At 70.0% G+C, this 16,995-nt stretch carries 14 protein-coding genes; 7 read left to right on the top strand and 7 right to left on the bottom strand.

Annotated elements, in window-relative coordinates; all coding sequences use genetic code 11:
• The coding region (locus tag D7X32_RS45700) for a dolichyl-phosphate-mannose--protein mannosyltransferase (RefSeq protein WP_158625823.1) at window positions 1-1,476 on the top strand (1,476 nt) is incomplete at its 5' end.
• A 63-nt stretch (window positions 1,477-1,539) separates the two neighbouring features.
• Window positions 1,540-2,709, top strand: a complete 1,170-nt coding sequence (locus tag D7X32_RS36435; RefSeq protein ID WP_147450404.1) for a hypothetical protein — start codon at window positions 1,540-1,542, stop codon at window positions 2,707-2,709.
• A gap of 17 nt (window positions 2,710-2,726) precedes the next feature.
• Here D7X32_RS36435 and D7X32_RS36430 read toward each other — a convergent pair whose 3' ends face one another.
• Window positions 2,727-4,649 (bottom strand): M61 family metallopeptidase, encoded by a 1,923-nt coding sequence (locus tag D7X32_RS36430; protein WP_120607138.1) that lies wholly within the window; start codon window positions 4,647-4,649, stop codon window positions 2,727-2,729.
• 114 nt (window positions 4,650-4,763) lie between these two features.
• Here D7X32_RS36430 and D7X32_RS36425 point away from each other — a divergent pair, with 114 nt between their 5' ends.
• A complete protein-coding gene (locus D7X32_RS36425) occupies window positions 4,764-5,678 on the top strand; it encodes a LysR substrate-binding domain-containing protein (protein WP_120607137.1) in 915 nt (304 codons plus the stop codon).
• On the opposite strand, the gene D7X32_RS36420 is transcribed toward D7X32_RS36425, so the two are convergent.
• The 3 genes from D7X32_RS36420 to D7X32_RS36410 all read right to left on the bottom strand — a co-directional run bounded on the left by D7X32_RS36420 (window position 5,675) and on the right by D7X32_RS36410 (window position 8,304).
• Entirely contained in the window at window positions 5,675-6,223 is a 549-nt protein-coding gene (locus D7X32_RS36420; RefSeq protein WP_120607136.1) for a hypothetical protein, read from the bottom strand. The genes D7X32_RS36425 and D7X32_RS36420 overlap by 4 nt on opposite strands.
• Before the next feature lie 181 nt (window positions 6,224-6,404).
• Window positions 6,405-7,226, bottom strand: coding sequence for a LytR/AlgR family response regulator transcription factor (locus D7X32_RS36415; RefSeq protein WP_244239378.1), 822 nt, complete (start codon window positions 7,224-7,226; stop codon window positions 6,405-6,407).
• On the bottom strand, window positions 7,219-8,304 hold the full coding sequence (locus tag D7X32_RS36410; protein WP_147450403.1) for a sensor histidine kinase: 1,086 nt from the start codon (window positions 8,302-8,304) through the stop codon (window positions 7,219-7,221). Before D7X32_RS36410 ends, D7X32_RS36415 begins: the two co-directional genes overlap by 8 nt.
• Window positions 8,305-8,711: 407 nt before the next feature.
• Here D7X32_RS36410 and D7X32_RS36405 point away from each other — a divergent pair, with 407 nt between their 5' ends.
• Window positions 8,712-9,479 carry a hypothetical protein gene (locus D7X32_RS36405; protein WP_120607133.1) on the top strand — a complete coding sequence of 256 codons (768 nt, stop codon included), beginning with the start codon at window positions 8,712-8,714 and terminating at the stop codon, window positions 9,477-9,479.
• A gap of 51 nt (window positions 9,480-9,530) precedes the next feature.
• Here the strand turns inward: D7X32_RS36405 and D7X32_RS36400 are convergent, their stop codons facing one another.
• Window positions 9,531-11,360, bottom strand: a complete 1,830-nt coding sequence (locus D7X32_RS36400; RefSeq protein WP_120607132.1) for an SBBP repeat-containing protein — start codon at window positions 11,358-11,360, stop codon at window positions 9,531-9,533.
• 197 nt (window positions 11,361-11,557) lie between these two features.
• Entirely contained in the window at window positions 11,558-12,151 is a 594-nt protein-coding gene (locus D7X32_RS36395) for a biotin transporter BioY (protein WP_120607142.1), read from the bottom strand.
• Between the two features lie 122 nt (window positions 12,152-12,273).
• Between D7X32_RS36395 and D7X32_RS36390 the strand changes: the two genes are divergently transcribed.
• Window positions 12,274-12,684 carry an MAPEG family protein gene (locus D7X32_RS36390; protein ID WP_158625822.1) on the top strand — a complete coding sequence of 137 codons (411 nt, stop codon included), beginning with the start codon at window positions 12,274-12,276 and terminating at the stop codon, window positions 12,682-12,684.
• A gap of 8 nt (window positions 12,685-12,692) precedes the next feature.
• Here D7X32_RS36390 and D7X32_RS36385 read toward each other — a convergent pair whose 3' ends face one another.
• Complete coding sequence (locus tag D7X32_RS36385) at window positions 12,693-13,577, bottom strand: LysR substrate-binding domain-containing protein (RefSeq protein WP_120607130.1); 885 nt, start codon at window positions 13,575-13,577, stop codon at window positions 12,693-12,695.
• Window positions 13,578-13,677: 100 nt separating this feature from the next.
• Here D7X32_RS36385 and D7X32_RS36380 point away from each other — a divergent pair, with 100 nt between their 5' ends.
• Both D7X32_RS36380 and D7X32_RS36375 read left to right on the top strand, forming a co-directional pair.
• On the top strand, window positions 13,678-15,309 hold the full coding sequence (locus D7X32_RS36380; protein ID WP_120607129.1) for an acetolactate synthase large subunit: 1,632 nt from the start codon (window positions 13,678-13,680) through the stop codon (window positions 15,307-15,309).
• A 33-nt stretch (window positions 15,310-15,342) separates the two neighbouring features.
• Complete coding sequence (locus D7X32_RS36375) at window positions 15,343-16,776, top strand: aldehyde dehydrogenase family protein (protein ID WP_120607141.1); 1,434 nt, start codon at window positions 15,343-15,345, stop codon at window positions 16,774-16,776.
• Window positions 16,777-16,995 lie beyond the last annotated feature (219 nt).

Below are 16,995 nucleotides of genomic sequence, written 5' to 3'. Positions count from 1 at the left end.
GTGGTGGGGCTGGGCTTCCTCTGCAAGACGGGGCTCGCGCTGACCCCGCTGGGCGTGGCCGCGACGCTGTGGGGCTTGAGCCTCCTGCGCTTCTGTCCGGGCCCGAAGCTCGGCACCGTGGTGGCCATGATGGCCGCGGCCGGCATCGTGGCGGCGCCGTGGAGCCTCTACTCCGCGCAGCGCTGGCCCGAGCTGCACGACCTGGAGTCGCGCGTCACGCGCGCGCACCTCTTCCATGATCCAACCGTGGACGTGGGGCCCTGGCGCCGCCCGTTGGACGCCGTCATCAACGAGGTCAACCGCACGAGCTTCCAACCCCTCCCAACGGTGCTGCCCCTGCTCGCGTTCTGCTGGCTGCTGGTGCGCGCCGTGCGCAAGCGGGAGATGGAGACAGTGGGGCTGGCGCTGTGGGTGGGGGCGACGTGGCTCGTCCTTTCGCTGGGCACGGTGAAGGTCCCGGCCATCGCCTGGGGGGCCGTGCCCGCGGTCCTCGCGGCGATGGCCATCGCGGGCTCGGACCTGCGGCGTCACCCCGTGCTCGCGGCCTTGTTGCTGGCGGGGCTCGCCACGCCGCTGGCCATGGAGCACCTGCCCGTCCTGACCCGGATGCGCGAGGCGCTTCCCCCGTCATGGGCGCAGACGCGGACCCTTCCCGGGCTCGCCGAAGGGCTGGTGCTGTCCATCTGCGCGGCGGTGCTGACGGCGATTGTCTTCCGGCTGGCGCGCCGGCCCGAGTGGATGACCGTGGGGTTGGGGGGCGTGGCCTCGGGCGTGCTCGCCTGGCACCTGGCCATCACGCTGCCGGTGGAGAAGGCGCGCTACGAGGATGAGCACCTCGAAGAGCTCTACGACAGCCATACGCGCGAGGTGGGGCTGGCGGTGGCGAAGCGGACGCCGAAGCGCAGCGTCCTCTTCGCGGCGTTGGACATGGATCCACCGCTCACCTTCGAGTCCCTGAGCCTCATGTTCTGGAGCGGGCGCATGGCGTACCGGCAGGCGCCCGACGTGGCCCTCGCCCACGATCGCGGGTACCACCCCTATCTCGTCTCGCCCGTCGCGGAGAGCTACGCGCCCGTGCCCGGAGTGCCGCCCCAGGCCGCGCTGCGAGCCTATGACCTGGACGCGCCCCTCCCGCAGCCCGCGCCACTGCCCGACGGCATCACGCCCCTGTCCGTGCGGCAGGGGAACCTGGAGGTGCTCGGATTCGCGGCCGGCAAGGTGGGCCCTGACCGTGACCGCTACGCCTTCTACGTCCGAGCCGTCGGCCCGCCGCAGCCGCTGCGCGTCACCTTCCATGGCCCCGACGGCATCGTGGAGCGGGTCCTGGACCCAGGAGATTCGCTGCGCAGGCCTCACACCTTGATGGGCGCGGCGTGGTTCATCCTGCCCGCGGTGGGCCCGCGCCTCGCGAACGTGAAGCACCTGGAGTTTGGCGCCGTGGGCCAGCGCGTGGCCGTCTCCCCGCCGGCTCCTTGAGCATTCCCAATATTACTTCTGTGAGTGCGTCTTCAGGTCACCCTGGGAGGAAAGGGCCCTCGAATGCGCAACCTTGTTCGTACGCTCCTGCTGACCTGTCTTTGTGTCGTGTCGGCCTGCAAGCCGCGCGACAATCAGGTGATTACGCCCCGCCCCATCCCCCCTGGATATGACTTCCCGGGCGACCGGAATGAGATCCAGGGGTGGGCGGATGCGTGGAACACCGCGCGCATCACCCCCAAGGCCTGGAACCTCTGGGCCGGTCTGCATGCCGATTCCGGAGAGGTCTACCCGGGAACGGGGCTCCCCATGCCCGTCTGGGACACCTGGAACGGCGAGGAGATCTTTCCGGCCCCGGGTCAGCCGTCGCCAGACCCGACGCGGCGCAAGGCCACCCATGTCTTCCATGGGCCCCGCCAGTTCCACCACCCCGCGGGCGGGGGCCCGGTCGTCACCCCGACCGAGCAGCGGGTCTCCTTCAACAAGTTCAATCCCGACATGGCCGCGTACCTGACGCAGGGGCATCCGCTCACGCCGGGGGGACCGCCGTACTTCTACAACCAGTTCACCCGCCTGGCCGCGCTCAACCTCCAATGGCCGGCCAATACGCCCCTCGCGCAGCGGGCCGTGCAGCAGGCGCCATACACCGCGCCCTCGGCGGGCAACCGGGGCTCGGCGGCCATGGAGCTCAAGCCGGTGCTGTACCTGGTCAAGAAGAGCCAGCCCACCCCGGTGCCCGTGTGGAGGGGAGTCGAGGACAGCGTCAACTCAGGGGCCACGTGCACGCCCGAGCAACAGGCGTTGGACAAGTGCCATCCGACACCCTCGCTCTGGCTGACGTGCGCCATCGTGGATCCCACGGCGCCGGCGGATGCTCCCATCGCGGAGGCCACCGCCGAGCAGAGCCAGCGCGTCGCGCCCCTCATCGCCCAGGCGAACAGCGCCAACCCTCAAGCGCCGGTCTTCAGCTGCCAGCGCTACTGCGTGTCGTGTCATGGCACCGCGTCCGTGGGCAGTGCCTTCGTGAACACCGCCAGCAGTCCGCCCGCGGCGTGGGCGCCCCAGACGCCCTCGTATCCGTGTGACTACAAGGCGCCCATTGATTTCGCCACGTACAAGTGGCTCAAGGGCTTCACGAACACGGACTTCTCCTGGGCGATCCCGGCGGATCCCCAGCCGCTTCCCCAGAACCCGAACAACCTCCCCCTCGAACCGGCGCTGAACTGTCCTTGAGCCGTTGAGCAGGCCTGTTACTCCCTCGGCTTCAGGATCGCATCCAGGCGCGCCGGTGTGCCCTCGACCCGCCGCAGTCGGGGGAACCGCAACCCCTGCTGCCAGGGAATGAGGGCGGAACGGGTGGCCGAGCCCTGGCGCCAGGAGAGCCGCAAGGGCTCCTGGCGCGCGGTGGCCCGGACCGCGTCCTTCAGCCGTTGCGAGTCATGGGGGAGCCCATTCACGGCCGTCACCACCGCGCCGGGCAGCAGGCCCGCATCGAAGGCAGGTCCCTCCCAATCGACCCGGAGCACCTTGCCGTCCTTCGCGACCGTCATGCCGAGGGAGTAGCTGAGGTCCACGTTCCCGCTCACCGCCTCGGCCCGCCGGACGGCGTCCGTGGGTTCCTCGCTCCAGACGAGCCTGTAGCCGCCTCGCGTGATTCCACCCAGGGGCGCGTCGTCGCGTGTGTCTTCAATCCGGGAACGGAAGAAGCCTGACCAGTCATGGGGCTCGACTGCATTGAGCGCGGCGACGATGTCTTCCAGCGTGTACGTCATCGTGATCTGGCTGCCCGGGCGCACGCCGAAGAACGCGCGAGCGAAGTCATCCAGCGACTTGCGGCCACCACTGCGCTCGCGGATCAGCGTATCGGCCTCCAGCCAGATCAACTCGCCCTCGGAGTAGGCGTCGAACATGTCGCGCTGCCAGCCCTTCCAGGAGAGCGCCTTGCGCCGCTGCACGATGGCGTCGTTCGTCACGTCCCGGAGCGGGCGCCAGCGCCGGCCGGGGCGGCTGACCATGGCCGCCACGGTCCCCGCCAGGTCCTCGAGTGCGTCCTCCCGTGACCACAACCCCGCCCGGGTGGTGAGCACGTCCTGCCAATAGGACGTCAATCCCTCGAATACCCAGAGCAGCGAGTCGCGCTCCGGCGTGTTGAAGTTCGGCGTCCACATCTCCGCGGGGCGGCGGAACAGGCCGTTCCACGAATGGACGAACCCATGCGCCAGATGGCCCCGGCGCTCGGGCCTGTCCTTCCAGGTCGTGAAGAAGTCGGCGGGCAGGGCGTTCTCGCCCGCGCGGAGATGTTCGAAGTAGCTGGGGCCGAAGCCGTCCGCCAGCCAGAGCATCAGGTCGTAGTGGTCGTAGTGATGTGAGCCGAAGAGCCGGGAGGCCTGTTGCACCAGTTGCTGGTATCCCCGGACGAACTCAGGAGGCGGTTCGAGCCCCGAGGCATCATCGGCGACGATGTTCACGTGGACCGGGACGGGCGTAGCGCTGAGCAGGATGCGCTTGAAGGAACGGCCTGCGATCACGGGCGAGTCAACCAGCGTGTCCAGCGTCACCGGCTCGAATTGGATTCCGTCTCCATCCCGTTGGGCGACGGTCAACGGCGAAGCGAACTCCCAACCGGCTGGCAGCTTCACGCTGGCCGCATAGGTGATGTGCCGGGCGTAGTGGCCGGAGGGATACAAAACGAGGTTGTGCCATTGCAGGTCCAGCATCGTGGACGTGGTCAGCACCGGGCCCACGCGCGACTCCGTGGCGCCAAGGAACTGATAGTGCACGTCGATGGACGTCACGCCCGTGGGGATATCGATGTGGAATGCCGCGACCTGAACGGCATCGCGGGTCCAGGCAATGACTCTCTTTCCGGCCTGGACCTTCAGCCCCGCGAGTCCATCCAATGGACCGGTGGGTCCATGGTCCCCGGGAAGCCACTGCGGGAAGAACAGCGTCAAACGCCTTCCGGGCACGACCGGGAGGGTTTCCGTGGCGCGGAAGAGACCGCGCGCCGTGTCGGTGGCATCGACGTGCAGCCGGATGGTGCCGGGGAAGGGTGTGTCGCGCGGCGCCTCGATGGGCGGCGGCATGGGCGCGGGCTGGGGCAGCGGCCAGGACTGGGACGCGGCCGACGCCGTTGAAACCATCCACACGGCCACCACGGCCGCGAATGGCATGACCCTGTCGCTTCGGAGGTGGGCGGGAGAGGTCGGCATGACCGGCGTCGTAGCCCGGAGCCGCCTTGCCGAAAAATCCGAAGTCTGGAAGCCTGGGTTCGAGGAAATCGAACGATGCTCCCCCGGATCAATCTGGACATGGATGTCCTGCGGACGTTCGTGACGGCCTTCGAGCTGGGCAGCTTCGCCCGGGCCGCGGCACGGGTGGGCCGTTCTCCGTCCGCGGTGAGCTCCCAGCTGCGCAAGCTGGAGGAGCAGGTGGGGCGCGCGCTGGTCGAACGCTCCGGGCGCGGGCTGGTCCTGACCGAGGCGGGAGAGGTGCTGCTGGGCCACGCGCGGCGGATCCTCGAACTGAATGATCAGACCGTGGACAGCTTGCGAGGCAGCGAGCTGGAAGGGGAGGTCCGGCTGGGGTTGCCGCAGGACTTCGCGGAAACCTGGCTGCCCCGGGTGCTCAGCACCTTCGCTCGCGCGCATCCGGCGGTGCGCATCGAGGTGCGCACCGAGCGCAACGCCCACCTCGTCAACCACGTCATGACCGGCAAGCTGGACCTCGCGCTCGCGTGGAGCAGTGGGGCCCGAGGCTGCAGTGAACGCATCGCGGAGCTGCCGCTCGTCTGGATTGGTCAGCCGGGCTGGGAGGTCACCGGAAGCCGCGGCCAGCCGCTGCCGCTCATCGCCTTTGAAGCGCCGTGCGTGTTCCGGGAGGCCTGCACGACCGCCTTGGACCGGAAGGGGCTCGCCTGGCGAATCGCGTTCGCGAGCACGAGCCTCGCGGGCCTGTGGGCGGCGGCCGAGGCGGGACTGGGCGTGACGCTGCGGACGGCCTTCGGCCTGCCGAAGGCGCTGGCGGTGCTGGAGCCCGGCACGTCGGGCCTGCCAGCGCTCGGAAGCATTCCGGTGTACCTGCTCAGGGCCGAACGGGAGCCGCGCAAGCCCGTGGCCCAACTGGCCGGCATCCTGCGTGAAGCGCTCGCGCAGGAGCTGACGACACCCCGGCGGGCGCGGCAGCGCGGCGGGGTCCGCTAACGGAGTGCGGGGTCTCCAGGGCGGAGCAGCCCATGGGCGACCAGCCACCCCGCGATCTCCAGCCCCTGGCGCATGGGCACCCAGCGCGACCACCTGCGCACGACGTCGAGCAATGTCCCCCCTCGCTCCACCTCGTCCAGGAGGGGAGCAAGCTCGATTCCTCCCAGGTACGCCACCGGCCGGAGTTGGTTGGGTGGCAGCACTGCTCGGCGGGACTCGATGAAGTCACCCACGATACAGGGGACCTCGACACGCTTCGCCCCTTCCGAAAGTGCGACCGGCGCATGGAGCAGGGCCGCGGGATCGGACGCCTCGGGCATTGCTGAAGGCCTCACGGATGACGGCGGCACGGTCTCCGCACGCTTCCGCCAGAAGGGCTGCTCCCCGTGGCGGACCACTTCGCGATAGTGCCCGGCGGCCCACTCCGTGTGTCGCTCCACGTCTTCTCGCTGCCGGTCCGCGTGGAACGAGAACACCCGCGCGGCATTCGCCGGGCGCTCCAGGAGCGTGTGCACCGAGGTGCTCCCGGCCAGCGCCGTCCGCATCGCCTCTATGGCGTCGCATCCTTCGCACAGAGGTGACGTTTCAGCCGCGGGCGTATGTGAACCCCCGTGCGTGAAAGGAATCACGCGCGGCGCATGCCGGTATGAGGATGCTGGACTTGAAAATCTTGGGATGGATTCGCGTGCGGCCATGAGATGGAAATGAAAATCATTGAGCGGCGCGTCAGAACGACTGGCGCAGCAGGGCTTCCACCGCGGCCTTGCGGTTGGGGCTCAGGCGCAGGCGCGTGCCGTCGCGCAGCACCACGACCCAGCCCTTGTCCACGTCCGGCTCCAGCTCGCGGATGCGGTCCACGTTGACCAGCAGGGAGCGGTGGACGCGCACGAAGCGGCGCGGATCCAACCACCGCTCCACCTGGTTCAGCGTCTCGCGGAGCATGGGCGAGCGGGTCCCCGCGTGCAGGACGACGTAGTTGCCCTCCGCCTCGCACCAGTCCAGCTCCTCGACGGGAATCAGCAACACCTTGCCGCCCGTCTTCACCGCGATGCGCTCCACCGGTTCGTTCTCAGCAGAGCGCGCCGGTTCGGCAGGTGGAGGCGGGGGACGGTGTTGTTCGAGCAGCGCGGACAGGTGCCGCAGCAACTCCTGGTTCTTCCCCTGGGCGCGCTGGCGGCGCGCGCGCTCCAGGGCGTCCCGGAAGCGCGCATCGCTGAAGGGCTTGAGCAGGTAGTCCAGCGCGTGCGTCTCGAAGGCACGCACCGCGTACCGGTCGAAGGCGGTCACGAAGATGACGGGCGGCATCCGCTCGGCGCCCACCTCGCGCAGCACGTCGAAGCCGTCGCACTCCGGCATCTGCACGTCCAGGAAGACGAGGTCTGGTCGCGTTTCCAGAATGCATGCGATGGCATCCCGCCCGCCTTCGCATTCGTCCACGGCCGTGACGTCGGGGGCCTGGGCCAGCAGGTGCTTCACGTTGGCCCGGGCCAGTGGCTCGTCGTCCACCACCAGGACCCGCCACCCTCCGCCATGTTGAGACTCACCCACGGGTCGATTCCCCGAACGGCAATTCCACCCTCGCGACCACACCGCCCTCCGGCAGGTCCTCCAGGACCAGTCCGTACCGCTCGCCATAGAGCTGCTGGATGCGGGCGCGGGTGTTGTTCACGCCGATGCCCGTGCCCCGGGCCCCTCCCGAGCTCAGCCCCGGCCCGTCATTCGTCACCTCGAGCAACAGCCGGTCCCCCCGGCGCTCGGTGCGGACGTGGACCTCGCCCCGGGCCGCGCGGCGGGCGATGCCGTGCTTGATGGCGTTCTCCACCAACGGCTGGAGGATGAGCGCGGGCACCCGGGCCTTCAGCGTGTCCGGCGCCGGTGAGAACCGGACCGTCAGGTGTCCGCCGAACCGGAGCTGCTCGATGCCCAGGAACCGGCGCACCAGCTCCAGCTCGTCCTCCAGCGGCACCTCGTGGTCGCCCTGGCCCTCCAGGCTCACGCGCAGCAGGTGCCCCAGCTCCGCGAGCGCCTCCACCGCCTCTGGGTTGCGCTGCTGACGGACCAGCCCCGCCACCGCGTTCAGCGTGTTGAAGAGGAAGTGCGGATCCAACTGCGCGCGCAGCGCCTGCAAGCGGGACTCCGCGAGCCGCACCGCGAGGCGCGACTGGGCCAGCTCCCGCTCGCGCAGGCTCCGCGCGGTCCGCAGCGCCGTCCAGGCCGCGAGGAAGAGCAGGTATTCGAAGTAGCCCACCGCGCCGCGCTCGAGCAGCAGGCGCCACATTCCCTCGGTGAAAGACGTGCCGTGCGCGCTCCACTGCTGGAGCGCCGCCATGACCGGCGAGAGCAGCAGCACGTGAAGCTGGGTGAAGCCCGCCCCCGCCAGCAGGAGCACGCCCATCCGGCGTGCCAGGCGGGGGCTTTCGAGCGGCACCCGCTGGAAGACCGCCAGCAGCAGGGGCCCGGCCAGTGCCCACGCGCTGTAGGGCACCAGCTCCAGGGCGAACTTGAAGAGGAAGTCGCGAGGCTCCCCGGCATAGGCACGCAGGGCATGGGGGATGGCGCCAAGGGTCCCGGTGGCCATGCCCAGCGCCCAGACCCGCAGGGTCGAGCGCAAACGGGGAACAGGCACTGGGGCGCCGGTGGCCTCCCGCGTTCCTTCGCGCGCCCTGGTGTTCCTCGCAAGCAAGCTTCGCAGCGTAGCGGAGGCCCCGGTCTGGGAGTGGGTTTCCGCTATGCTTTGCGTGAACCGTGACCCAACGCCTTCCCGCCCAGGAACCCGAAGACGCTCCGCCCGAGCAACGCGGCGGCACGTTGTATGTCCGCGGTGAGGATGATTCCGAGCCGCTCCCGGATCGCCCGCGGGCCAGGGGCGTCCGTGCGTCCACGGTGCTCACCGCCCTGCTGGTGGCCGCCGGCCTCGCGCTGCCAGGCGTGGCGGTCTTCCTCCGGCGTCCACCGGCTCCTCCCCCGGGAGAACAATCCGCCAGGGACGAGGCGCGCCCGCCAACAGCCGCGGAACCGTCTGGCCCCCCGCGTGTGTACCTGCCCCTGCCCATCCTCCCGGCGCAGGTGGAGCGGGCGCGAGCCCTCATCGAGGATGGGAGCCTTCCGTTGCCGGAGCGCTCGGCGGCGGCCCTGCGCCTGCTGGACGCCCACTGGATGCGGGAGCGCTGGCGGTCACTGGCGCGTGACGCGGAGCGCATCTCCCAGCTGGACCTGCCGCGTTTCGAGGAGCGTCTTCCCGCCGAACAGGCCCGCTGGACCCGCATCACGGCCCTGTGGAACCTGCGGGAATGGGACTTGATGACGCAGGAGGGTGAGGCCTTCCTCCGGATGTATCCGGACAGCCTCGTGGCGGGCTCGGTCGAGCTCCAGCTGCGAAACGTCGTCCGTACCCGGGAGTACGAGGAGCAGAGCCGGAAGGACATGGCGGAGACCCTCCGCAAGGCGGAAGCGGAAGCGGCGCGGGACATCGCCCAGCGTGAGAAGCGCGGAGAGCCCACCGGGCCGGTCCGTCGCAGGCTGGCCCTCCGGCGCTGTTCCCTCCCCGTGGGCATGTTCCATCAGGAAGCCCTCACGGCCTGCCGGGCGTTCAAGGCGGACTTCGGGGCCGGGACCACGCCGGAGGAGCTGGATGAGTACCGGGAGGCGCGGGGCCTGGAGCTCCGGGCGCTCGTCGGACTGCGCCGCTACTCCGAGGCCCGGACGCTGCTCGCCGAGTTCCTCGCGTCCGACCCGGACGGCGACCAGCGGATCAACGCCGGTGCCGTCGTCAGGTCCCTTCCCCCCGACGCGGAGGAGTGACGGCGCGGCGGGCACGGCCTTCGTGCCCTCCGTGCCGCCGCCCACCAGGGACTACTGCGCCGCGAGCTTCGACACGAACGAGTCCGGGTCACCGGCCTGCGCGTTGCCGTCGAAGGTGCCCGTGAAGTAGCCCCCCAGGTAGATGTTCCCGTATTCGTCCAGGTTCACCCCGTTGCTGTAGACAGGCGACGGCGCCCCCGCGCGAATCGCCGCGTTCTGCTGCACCACCCACTGCCGGGTGCCCGCCGTGTTGAACTTCGCGACGAAGGCGTGCGCCACGCTGAACGTGGGGTTGGCGGGGTTGCCCACGTCCCCCTGGCCATGGCCGGTCAGGTACACCCCCGTGTCGTCGATATGGAGCCCGGCGCCCCAGACCCAGCCCATCGAGCCGAGCTCCCGGGTCCACAGCAACGTCCCCGCGCCGTCGTACTTGGCCAGGAAGGCATCCGCGCCGGGCGTGCCATTCGTGTTCCCTCCCAGGCCGCCGCCGCTGTAGCCGGTCAGATAGACATTGCCAGCCGCATCGGTCGCCGAGCCATACAGCCAGACAGTGTTTCCAGCGGACCCGAGCTGCCGGGTCCACTGCTTCACGCCCGCTGCGTCGTACTTCACGACGAAGGCATCCTGGGAGCCCGAGAGGGTGTTTCCATCCAATCCACCCGTGGTCCAGCCGGAGACGTAGACGTTGCCGGCCGCGTCGGCCGCGACCCGCCGAGCATGCGTGGTCACGTTCAACCTGCCCGTCTGCCGGGTCCATTGCTTCACGCCCGCGGTGTCGAACTTGGTGACGAAGGCATCGTAGTTACCGATGCGCGTGTTCCCATCCACGCCGCCATTGGCGGAGCCGGCCAGGAACGAATTGCCCAGGCCATCCACCGCGGCGCCGTAGCCCTCCGTGATGACGCCCGCGCCGCCGACCTGCCGGGTCCACTGGCGGACGCCGGTGTAGCGGTACTTCGTCAGGAAGGCGTCCCGCTCGCCCACGACCGGGGTGCCATCCAGCGCCCCGCTCGTGAAGCCGCCCACGAACAGCTCCTCCCAGGTGCTGTTTCGCGCGATGTCGTAACCCAGCGTGACGCCCCCCGGTACACCGATCTGCTTCGACCAGAGGACGTTGCCATTCCAGTCACGCGCGTGGAGGAAGGCGTCCATCGGGCCCACCATCGCATTGCCCAGCAGCCCGCCCGTCGTGATGCCCGTGACGTAGGAGCGTCCGGCCGGGTCTCCGACCAGATCCTGCACCTGGGTCCAGTACCCCGCGGCGCCCGCGGTCCGCGTCCAGAGGGCGGTGACGGGATTGGAGGTGCCGTCGTTCGCGCAGTGGATCAGCTCCAACTGGCGCATGGAGACGACGACGACCCCCGCGCGGGTGTCATTGTCGTCCGTCACATTCAGGCGGAACTGGCTGTACGTCGCGGGCGCGGCGAGCGTGAACTCGCGCCGTTCGTAGCCAGCCCAGTTCGTCTGGTTGGTGCGGGTATCGACGACCACCCAGGACGAGCCGTTCCAACCCTGCAGCGTCCATTCCTTGGGGCCGCGCGTGGTGAGGGTGGGGCCGTTGTGGAAGGTGATGGCATACCGGTGGATGGTCGCGCTGCCCGTGGGCATCTGGTAGGCGATCCACGCGGGCGTCTGGTTCAACGCGGAGATCCACATCGAGGTGGAGGAGGGGGAGTCGAACGCCTTCCAGGCCTCGTACTCCGCGCTGTAGGCGCCGGAGCGCGTGACGCTGCCGGCAGGTGCCGTTGCGCTCGTCATGATGGGCAGCACGTTGACGCAGGTGAGCGCTTGCGCGACGGAGCCCGTGCTGGCCTCTGGCATGGCGCCGGGCGGGTCTTCTCCCTGACAACCGGGGGTGGACGCCAGGACCAGCGCGCTCACGAGAAAAGTGCTTCGAACGGTGTTGAAGCTGTTCACGGTGACTCCTCGGGATGCGTGCGGACAGCCGCACGGCGCACCGGGAGATACCGGCCTGCTTCCTGTCACTCGGGCGTTATGTGACGAAACCGCCGGAGCGGGGGACGAGACCGCCGGGAGCTGGGATGAAAGCGGCGGAGCGCTTTCGGGAGTACGCCGCTTCAGGGCGTGCGAGGCCGCACGAACTTCCAGGCGAGCGGCATGACCAGCCCCGCGATGACGGCCTTGAGCAGTCCCCCGGGGAGGAAGGGAAGGAAGCCCTTCTGGAGGGCCGTGGAGAAGTCGAGCCCGGCCTTCACTCGGAGCCAGGACACGCCGATGGCCAGGATGAGGAACTGGCCCACGAGGAAGAGCGGGACCGCCGTCCACGGCCTCTTGTCGTACCCGAGGCGCGCCGCGGAGCCCACCAGGAAGGCCGTGGGGAGGAAGGCCACCAGGTAGCCGCCGGTCGGTCCGACGAGCTGCCCCCAGCCGCTGGCCCCCTTCGCGAAGAAGGGCAGTCCCACCGCTCCCAGCAGGAGATAGGTGACCTGCCCGGCCAGGCCACGCCGGGGCCCGAGCGCCGCCGCCGTGAGGACGACCGCGAGCGTCTGTCCCGTGATGGGCACCGGTGACCCCGGCACCGGGATGGCGACCTGGGCGAACAACGCGGTGCAGAGCGCCGCGCCCAGGACGAGCGCGCCCTCCTGTGCGCGCGTGCGCACGAAGCTGTCGGCCAGGACCTGATGGGTCGATGCGGAGGGGAGGGGAGCCACGCGCCGATGCTCGGCGAGGACGCACACCGGTGCAAGGCTGCCGGTGGTGGACTACGTGAGACACCCACGGGCGTCCTGAAACAGCTACGGTCCCGGCCCTCTCGTGGTTGGAGGCTTTCGCTTTGACGAATCCCCTGCTCGGCACTCTCTCCCTGGTCCCGGTGACGTCGCTCTACGCCGCGCTCAATGCCTTCCTCACGCTGGCGCTGGGCCTCAACGTCAGCCGGGTGCGCGCCAAGCACAATGTGTTCCGGGGCGACGGAGGACATGCCGGCCTGGTGGCCGCCATCCGCGCGCACGGAAACAACGCTGAGCACGTGCCCCTGGCGCTCATCCTGCTGCTGTTGGCGGAGCTGGGCGGTGGCAATTCCACCGCGCTCCACGTCTTCGGCGGTGCACTGCTCGTGGCGCGCCTGGCGCATGCCTTTGGAATGCTCCGCGGGAGCCCCGTCCAGGCGGCCGGCGCGCTGCTGACCCTGGTCGTGCAACTGGGATTGGCCTGTTACGTGCTCTGGCTGCGGCCCTGGGGCTGACGCGTCACCTATCCCACGTCCTCCTTGGCCCGTGTCCGGACCTCCGCCGCGAACAGCTCCGCCGCGGGCGTGCGGGGGGCGCCCTTGCGCCAGAGAAGCGCGGCCAGTTCGGAGCGGGGCGCCGGGGACAGGCGCTTCACCACCAGCCGCTCCGCGTCAGAGAGCCTTGGTTCGGGGAGCACCGTGACGGCGAGGCCCGCGCGGACGATGGCCAGCACGGTGGCCACCGCGTTCGATTCGAGCGCGACCCGCGGCGCGAACCGCATCGCCGCGAAGTGGGCATCCACCCGGGCACGTACGCGCAGGCCGCGTGACAGGAGCGCGAAGGGTTCCTCCGTGAGCAGCTTCACCCCCACGGACTCCGCGCCCGCCAGCGCATGTCCCCGTGCGACGACGAGCGCGAGCCGGCTGTCGAAGACGGGCTCCGCATCCAGGTCCGCCAGACGCGCGGGGGCATAGCCCAGCCCCACGTCCAGTTTGCCGGCCGCCAGCTGCCGCTCCAGCTTCCTGACGACGGCCTCCTGCGCGCTCAGCGCCAGCCCGGGGTGTCTGCGGAGCACCGCCGTCAGCGCTGGCACCACGAGGCCGCGCATGCTCGGCGGGTAGCCCACGCGGAGGGCTCCCGTGGCGAGCCCCCTCAGCGCGCCCACCGCGGACAGGCCCGCGTTCACGTCTTCCAGCGCGCGCGAGGCATAGGTGCGGAACAGCTCCCCTGCCTGTGTCAGCCGCACTCCGGTGCGCGCCCTTTCGAAGAGCGGGGTTCCGACCTCCTCCTCCAACTGGTGGATCTGATGCGACAGCGTGGGTTGGGAGACGTGCAGCCGCCGCGCGGCACGCCCGAAGTGCAGCGCGTCCGCGACGGCGGAGAAGTAGCGGAGGTGTCGAAGCTCCATGGAGCCATCATAGACCGCATCTATCGACCCGATGAAAACAGACGAATGTACGAATCGAGGCCCACGGGTACATCTTCCGCGTCACGAAGGAGAGGCACCCATGAAGGCATCGGATCTGTTCGTGAAGGCGCTCGAAGCCGAGGGCGTGCGCTGTGTCTACGGACTTCCCGGCGAGGAGAACCTGGACCTGCTCGAGTCCATGCGCACCGCGGGCATGCGCCTGGTCGTCACGCGCCACGAGCAGGCGGCCGGGTTCATGGCCGCGACACAAGGCAGGCTCACCGGACGCGCGGGCGTGTGTCTGTCCACGCTGGGGCCGGGGGCCACCAACCTGGTCACCGCCGCCGCGTACGCGCAGCTCGGCGCCATGCCCATGGTGATGCTCACCGGCCAGAAGCCCATCAAGGCGGGCAAGCAGGGCCACTTCCAGATTGTCGACGTGGTCGGGATGATGCGGCCACTCACCAAGTCCACCCGCACGCTCGTCTCCGCGGAGCACGTCCCCTCGGCGGTCCGCGAGGCCTTCCGCCGCGCGGAGGAGGAGCGCCCCGGCGCCACCCATCTGGAGTTGCCCGAGGACGTGGCGCGCGAGTCCACCGACGCCGCGCCCCTGTCGCCCGGTGTGCCGCGAAGGCCCGTGGCGGACGAGGCGTCCATTGCCCAGGCGGTGGAGACGCTCGCTTCGGCGCGCTGTCCGCTGCTGATGATTGGCGCGGGGGCCAACCGCAAGCTGACCTCGGAGATGCTCCGCGCGTTCGTGGACCGCGTGGGCCTGCCCTTCTTCAGCACGCAGATGGGCAAGGGCGTGGTGGATGAAACACATCCGCTGTGGATGGGCACCGCGGCGTTGTCCGACGGCGACTTCGTCCACCGCGCCATCGAGGCGTCGGACTGCATCCTCAACGTGGGCCACGACGTCATCGAGAAGCCCCCGTTCGTCATGCGCGACGGCCGCCGCACGGTCATCCACCTGAACTTCTCCCCCGCGGAGATGGACCCCGTGTACTTCCCGCAGGTGCAGGTGACGGGAGACCTGGCCAATGCCATCTGGCGCATCGCGGAAGGCGTGGGGCCGCGCTCGCACTGGGACTTCACGCCCTTCGAGCAATCGCGCGCGGGGCTCGACAAGCAGTTCGTGAGCGGCGCCGCGGACGACCGCTTCCCCATCTACCCCGCGCGGCTGGTCGCGGAGGTGCGCCGCGCCATGCCGGACGACGGCGTCGTGTGCCTGGACAACGGCATGTACAAGCTGTGGTTCGCCCGCTACTACCGCTGCCGCCGGCCCAACACGCTCTTGCTCGACAACGCGCTCGCGACGATGGGCGCGGGCCTGCCGTCCGCCATCGCCGCGAAGCTCGTCCACCCCCGGCGCAAGGTGGTGGCCGTCTGCGGTGACGGCGGGTTCATGATGAACTCGCAGGAATTGGAGACGGCGGTGCGGCTCAAGCTGGACCTGACCGTGGTCGTGGTGCGCGACGACGGCTACGGGATGATCCGCTGGAAGCAGGAGGAGATGGGCCTGCCCGACTTCGGGATGTCCTTGGGCAACCCGGACTTCGTCCGCTACGCGGAGGCCTACGGCGCACGCGGACACCGCCCGGCGAGCGCCACCGAGTTCGGCGCCACGCTCACGCGCTGCCTGGAGTCGGGCGGCGTGCATGTCATCGACCTGCCCATTGATTACACAGACACCGCGCGGGCGCTTGGGGCCGGCTCCCTGGTGGAGTCGTGAGCCATGGGCACACACATGAAGGAGAGGAACGCCATGCTGGCTGAGCGCTATCCGTACTATCTGGCCAACCGGCCGCGGCAGCCCAACGCGGAGCTGGCTGTCACCGACAAGTATTCGGGGGAGGTCGTCACGCACGTGGCCGTCGCGGACGCGCCCGCCGTGGAGGAGGCCATCGCCGCGGCGGTGCGCGCGGCAGGGCCCCTGCGCAGGATGGCGCCGTATGCCCGGCAGCAGGTGCTGGAGCACTGCGTGCGCCGCTTCCAGGAGCGCGCGGAGGAGTTCGCGCTCGCCCTCTGCATCGAGGCGGGCAAGCCGCTGCGCGACGCACGGGCGGAGGTCACCCGCCTCATCGAGACGTTCAAGGCGGCGGCGGAGGAGGCGGTGCGCGGTGGCGGCGAGGTGCTCACCCTGGAGGTGTCGCAGCGCACGGCGGGCTACCGGGGCTTCACCCAGCGGGTGCCGGTGGGGCCGTGCTCGTTCATCACGCCGTTCAACTTCCCGCTCAACCTGGTGGCACACAAGGTGGCGCCCGCCATCGCCGCGGGCTGCCCCTTCGTGCTCAAGCCGTCGGACCGCACGCCGGTGAGCGCGCTGCTCATGGCGGAGGTGCTCGCGGAGACGGCCCTGCCCGAAGGCGCCTTCTCGGTGCTGCCCACGCGCCTGGAGGACGTGGGCCCCTTCATCGAGGACGACCGGTTGAAGCTGTTGTCGTTCACCGGCTCGGAGAAGGTGGGCTGGGATTTGAAGGCTCGCGCCGGCCGCAAGAAGGTGGTGCTGGAGTTGGGCGGCAACGCGGCCTGCGTGGTGGACGCGGACCAGGGCGAGCGTCTGGATTTCGTCGCGGACCGCATCACCCAGGGCGCCTTCTTCCAGGCGGGGCAGAGCTGCATCTCGGTGCAGCGCGTGCTCGCGCATGAGTCGCTGTACGACGCGCTGCGGGAACGGCTCGTGGCGCGGGCGCGAGCCTTGCGCGCGGGCAACCCCCGGGACGAGTCCACCACGCTGGGGCCGCTGATTGATGAGCCCGCGGCGCGGCGGCTGGAGGGTTGGATCCAGCAGGCGGTGGAGCAGGGGGCTCGCGTGCTGACAGGAGGCGGGCGGCGCGGTGCGTTGCTGGAGGCCACGGTGGTGGAGGGCGTCCCCGAGGACGCACCGCTGTGCGCGGAGGAGGCCTTCGGCCCCGTGGTGCTGCTCCAGCCGTTCCGCGACTTCGACGAAGCATTGCGCCGCGTCAATGACAGCCGCTACGGCCTGCAGGCGGGCCTCTTCACGCAGGACCTGTCACGGGCGATGCGGGCCTGGGACGAACTGGAGGTGGGCGGTGTCGTCGTCGGTGACGTGCCGAGCTTCCGGGTGGACACCATGCCCTACGGCGGGGTGAAGGGCTCCGGGCTGGGGCGCGAGGGCGTGAAGTACGCCATCGAGGACATGACGGAGTCGCGGCTGCTGGTGCTCCGCCAGGGGTGAGTCTTCCTGTCCGCGGGCTTTCTGGCAGAGTGTGTGCTTTCGCTGGGGGCCCGCAATGCAGAGCAGCGCCATCACCGAGGTGTTCCTGCCGAGTAAGCGTTCACGGGGTGGTGCTCGCCTGAGGGGGCGGTGAGGCAGCGAACGGTGGGCCTCACCACGCTCGACGTGGGCCGGGGGCGGATTAGAAATAATGGGGCGTGGCCACGCCCGACCCAAGAG

Origin of the sequence: Corallococcus carmarthensis, from assembly GCF_003611695.1 — a bacterium.
GTDB lineage: Bacteria > Myxococcota > Myxococcia > Myxococcales > Myxococcaceae > Corallococcus > Corallococcus carmarthensis.
The sequence above is the reverse complement of the archived record's forward strand: the minus strand, read 5'-3'. Positions and strand labels throughout refer to the sequence as shown.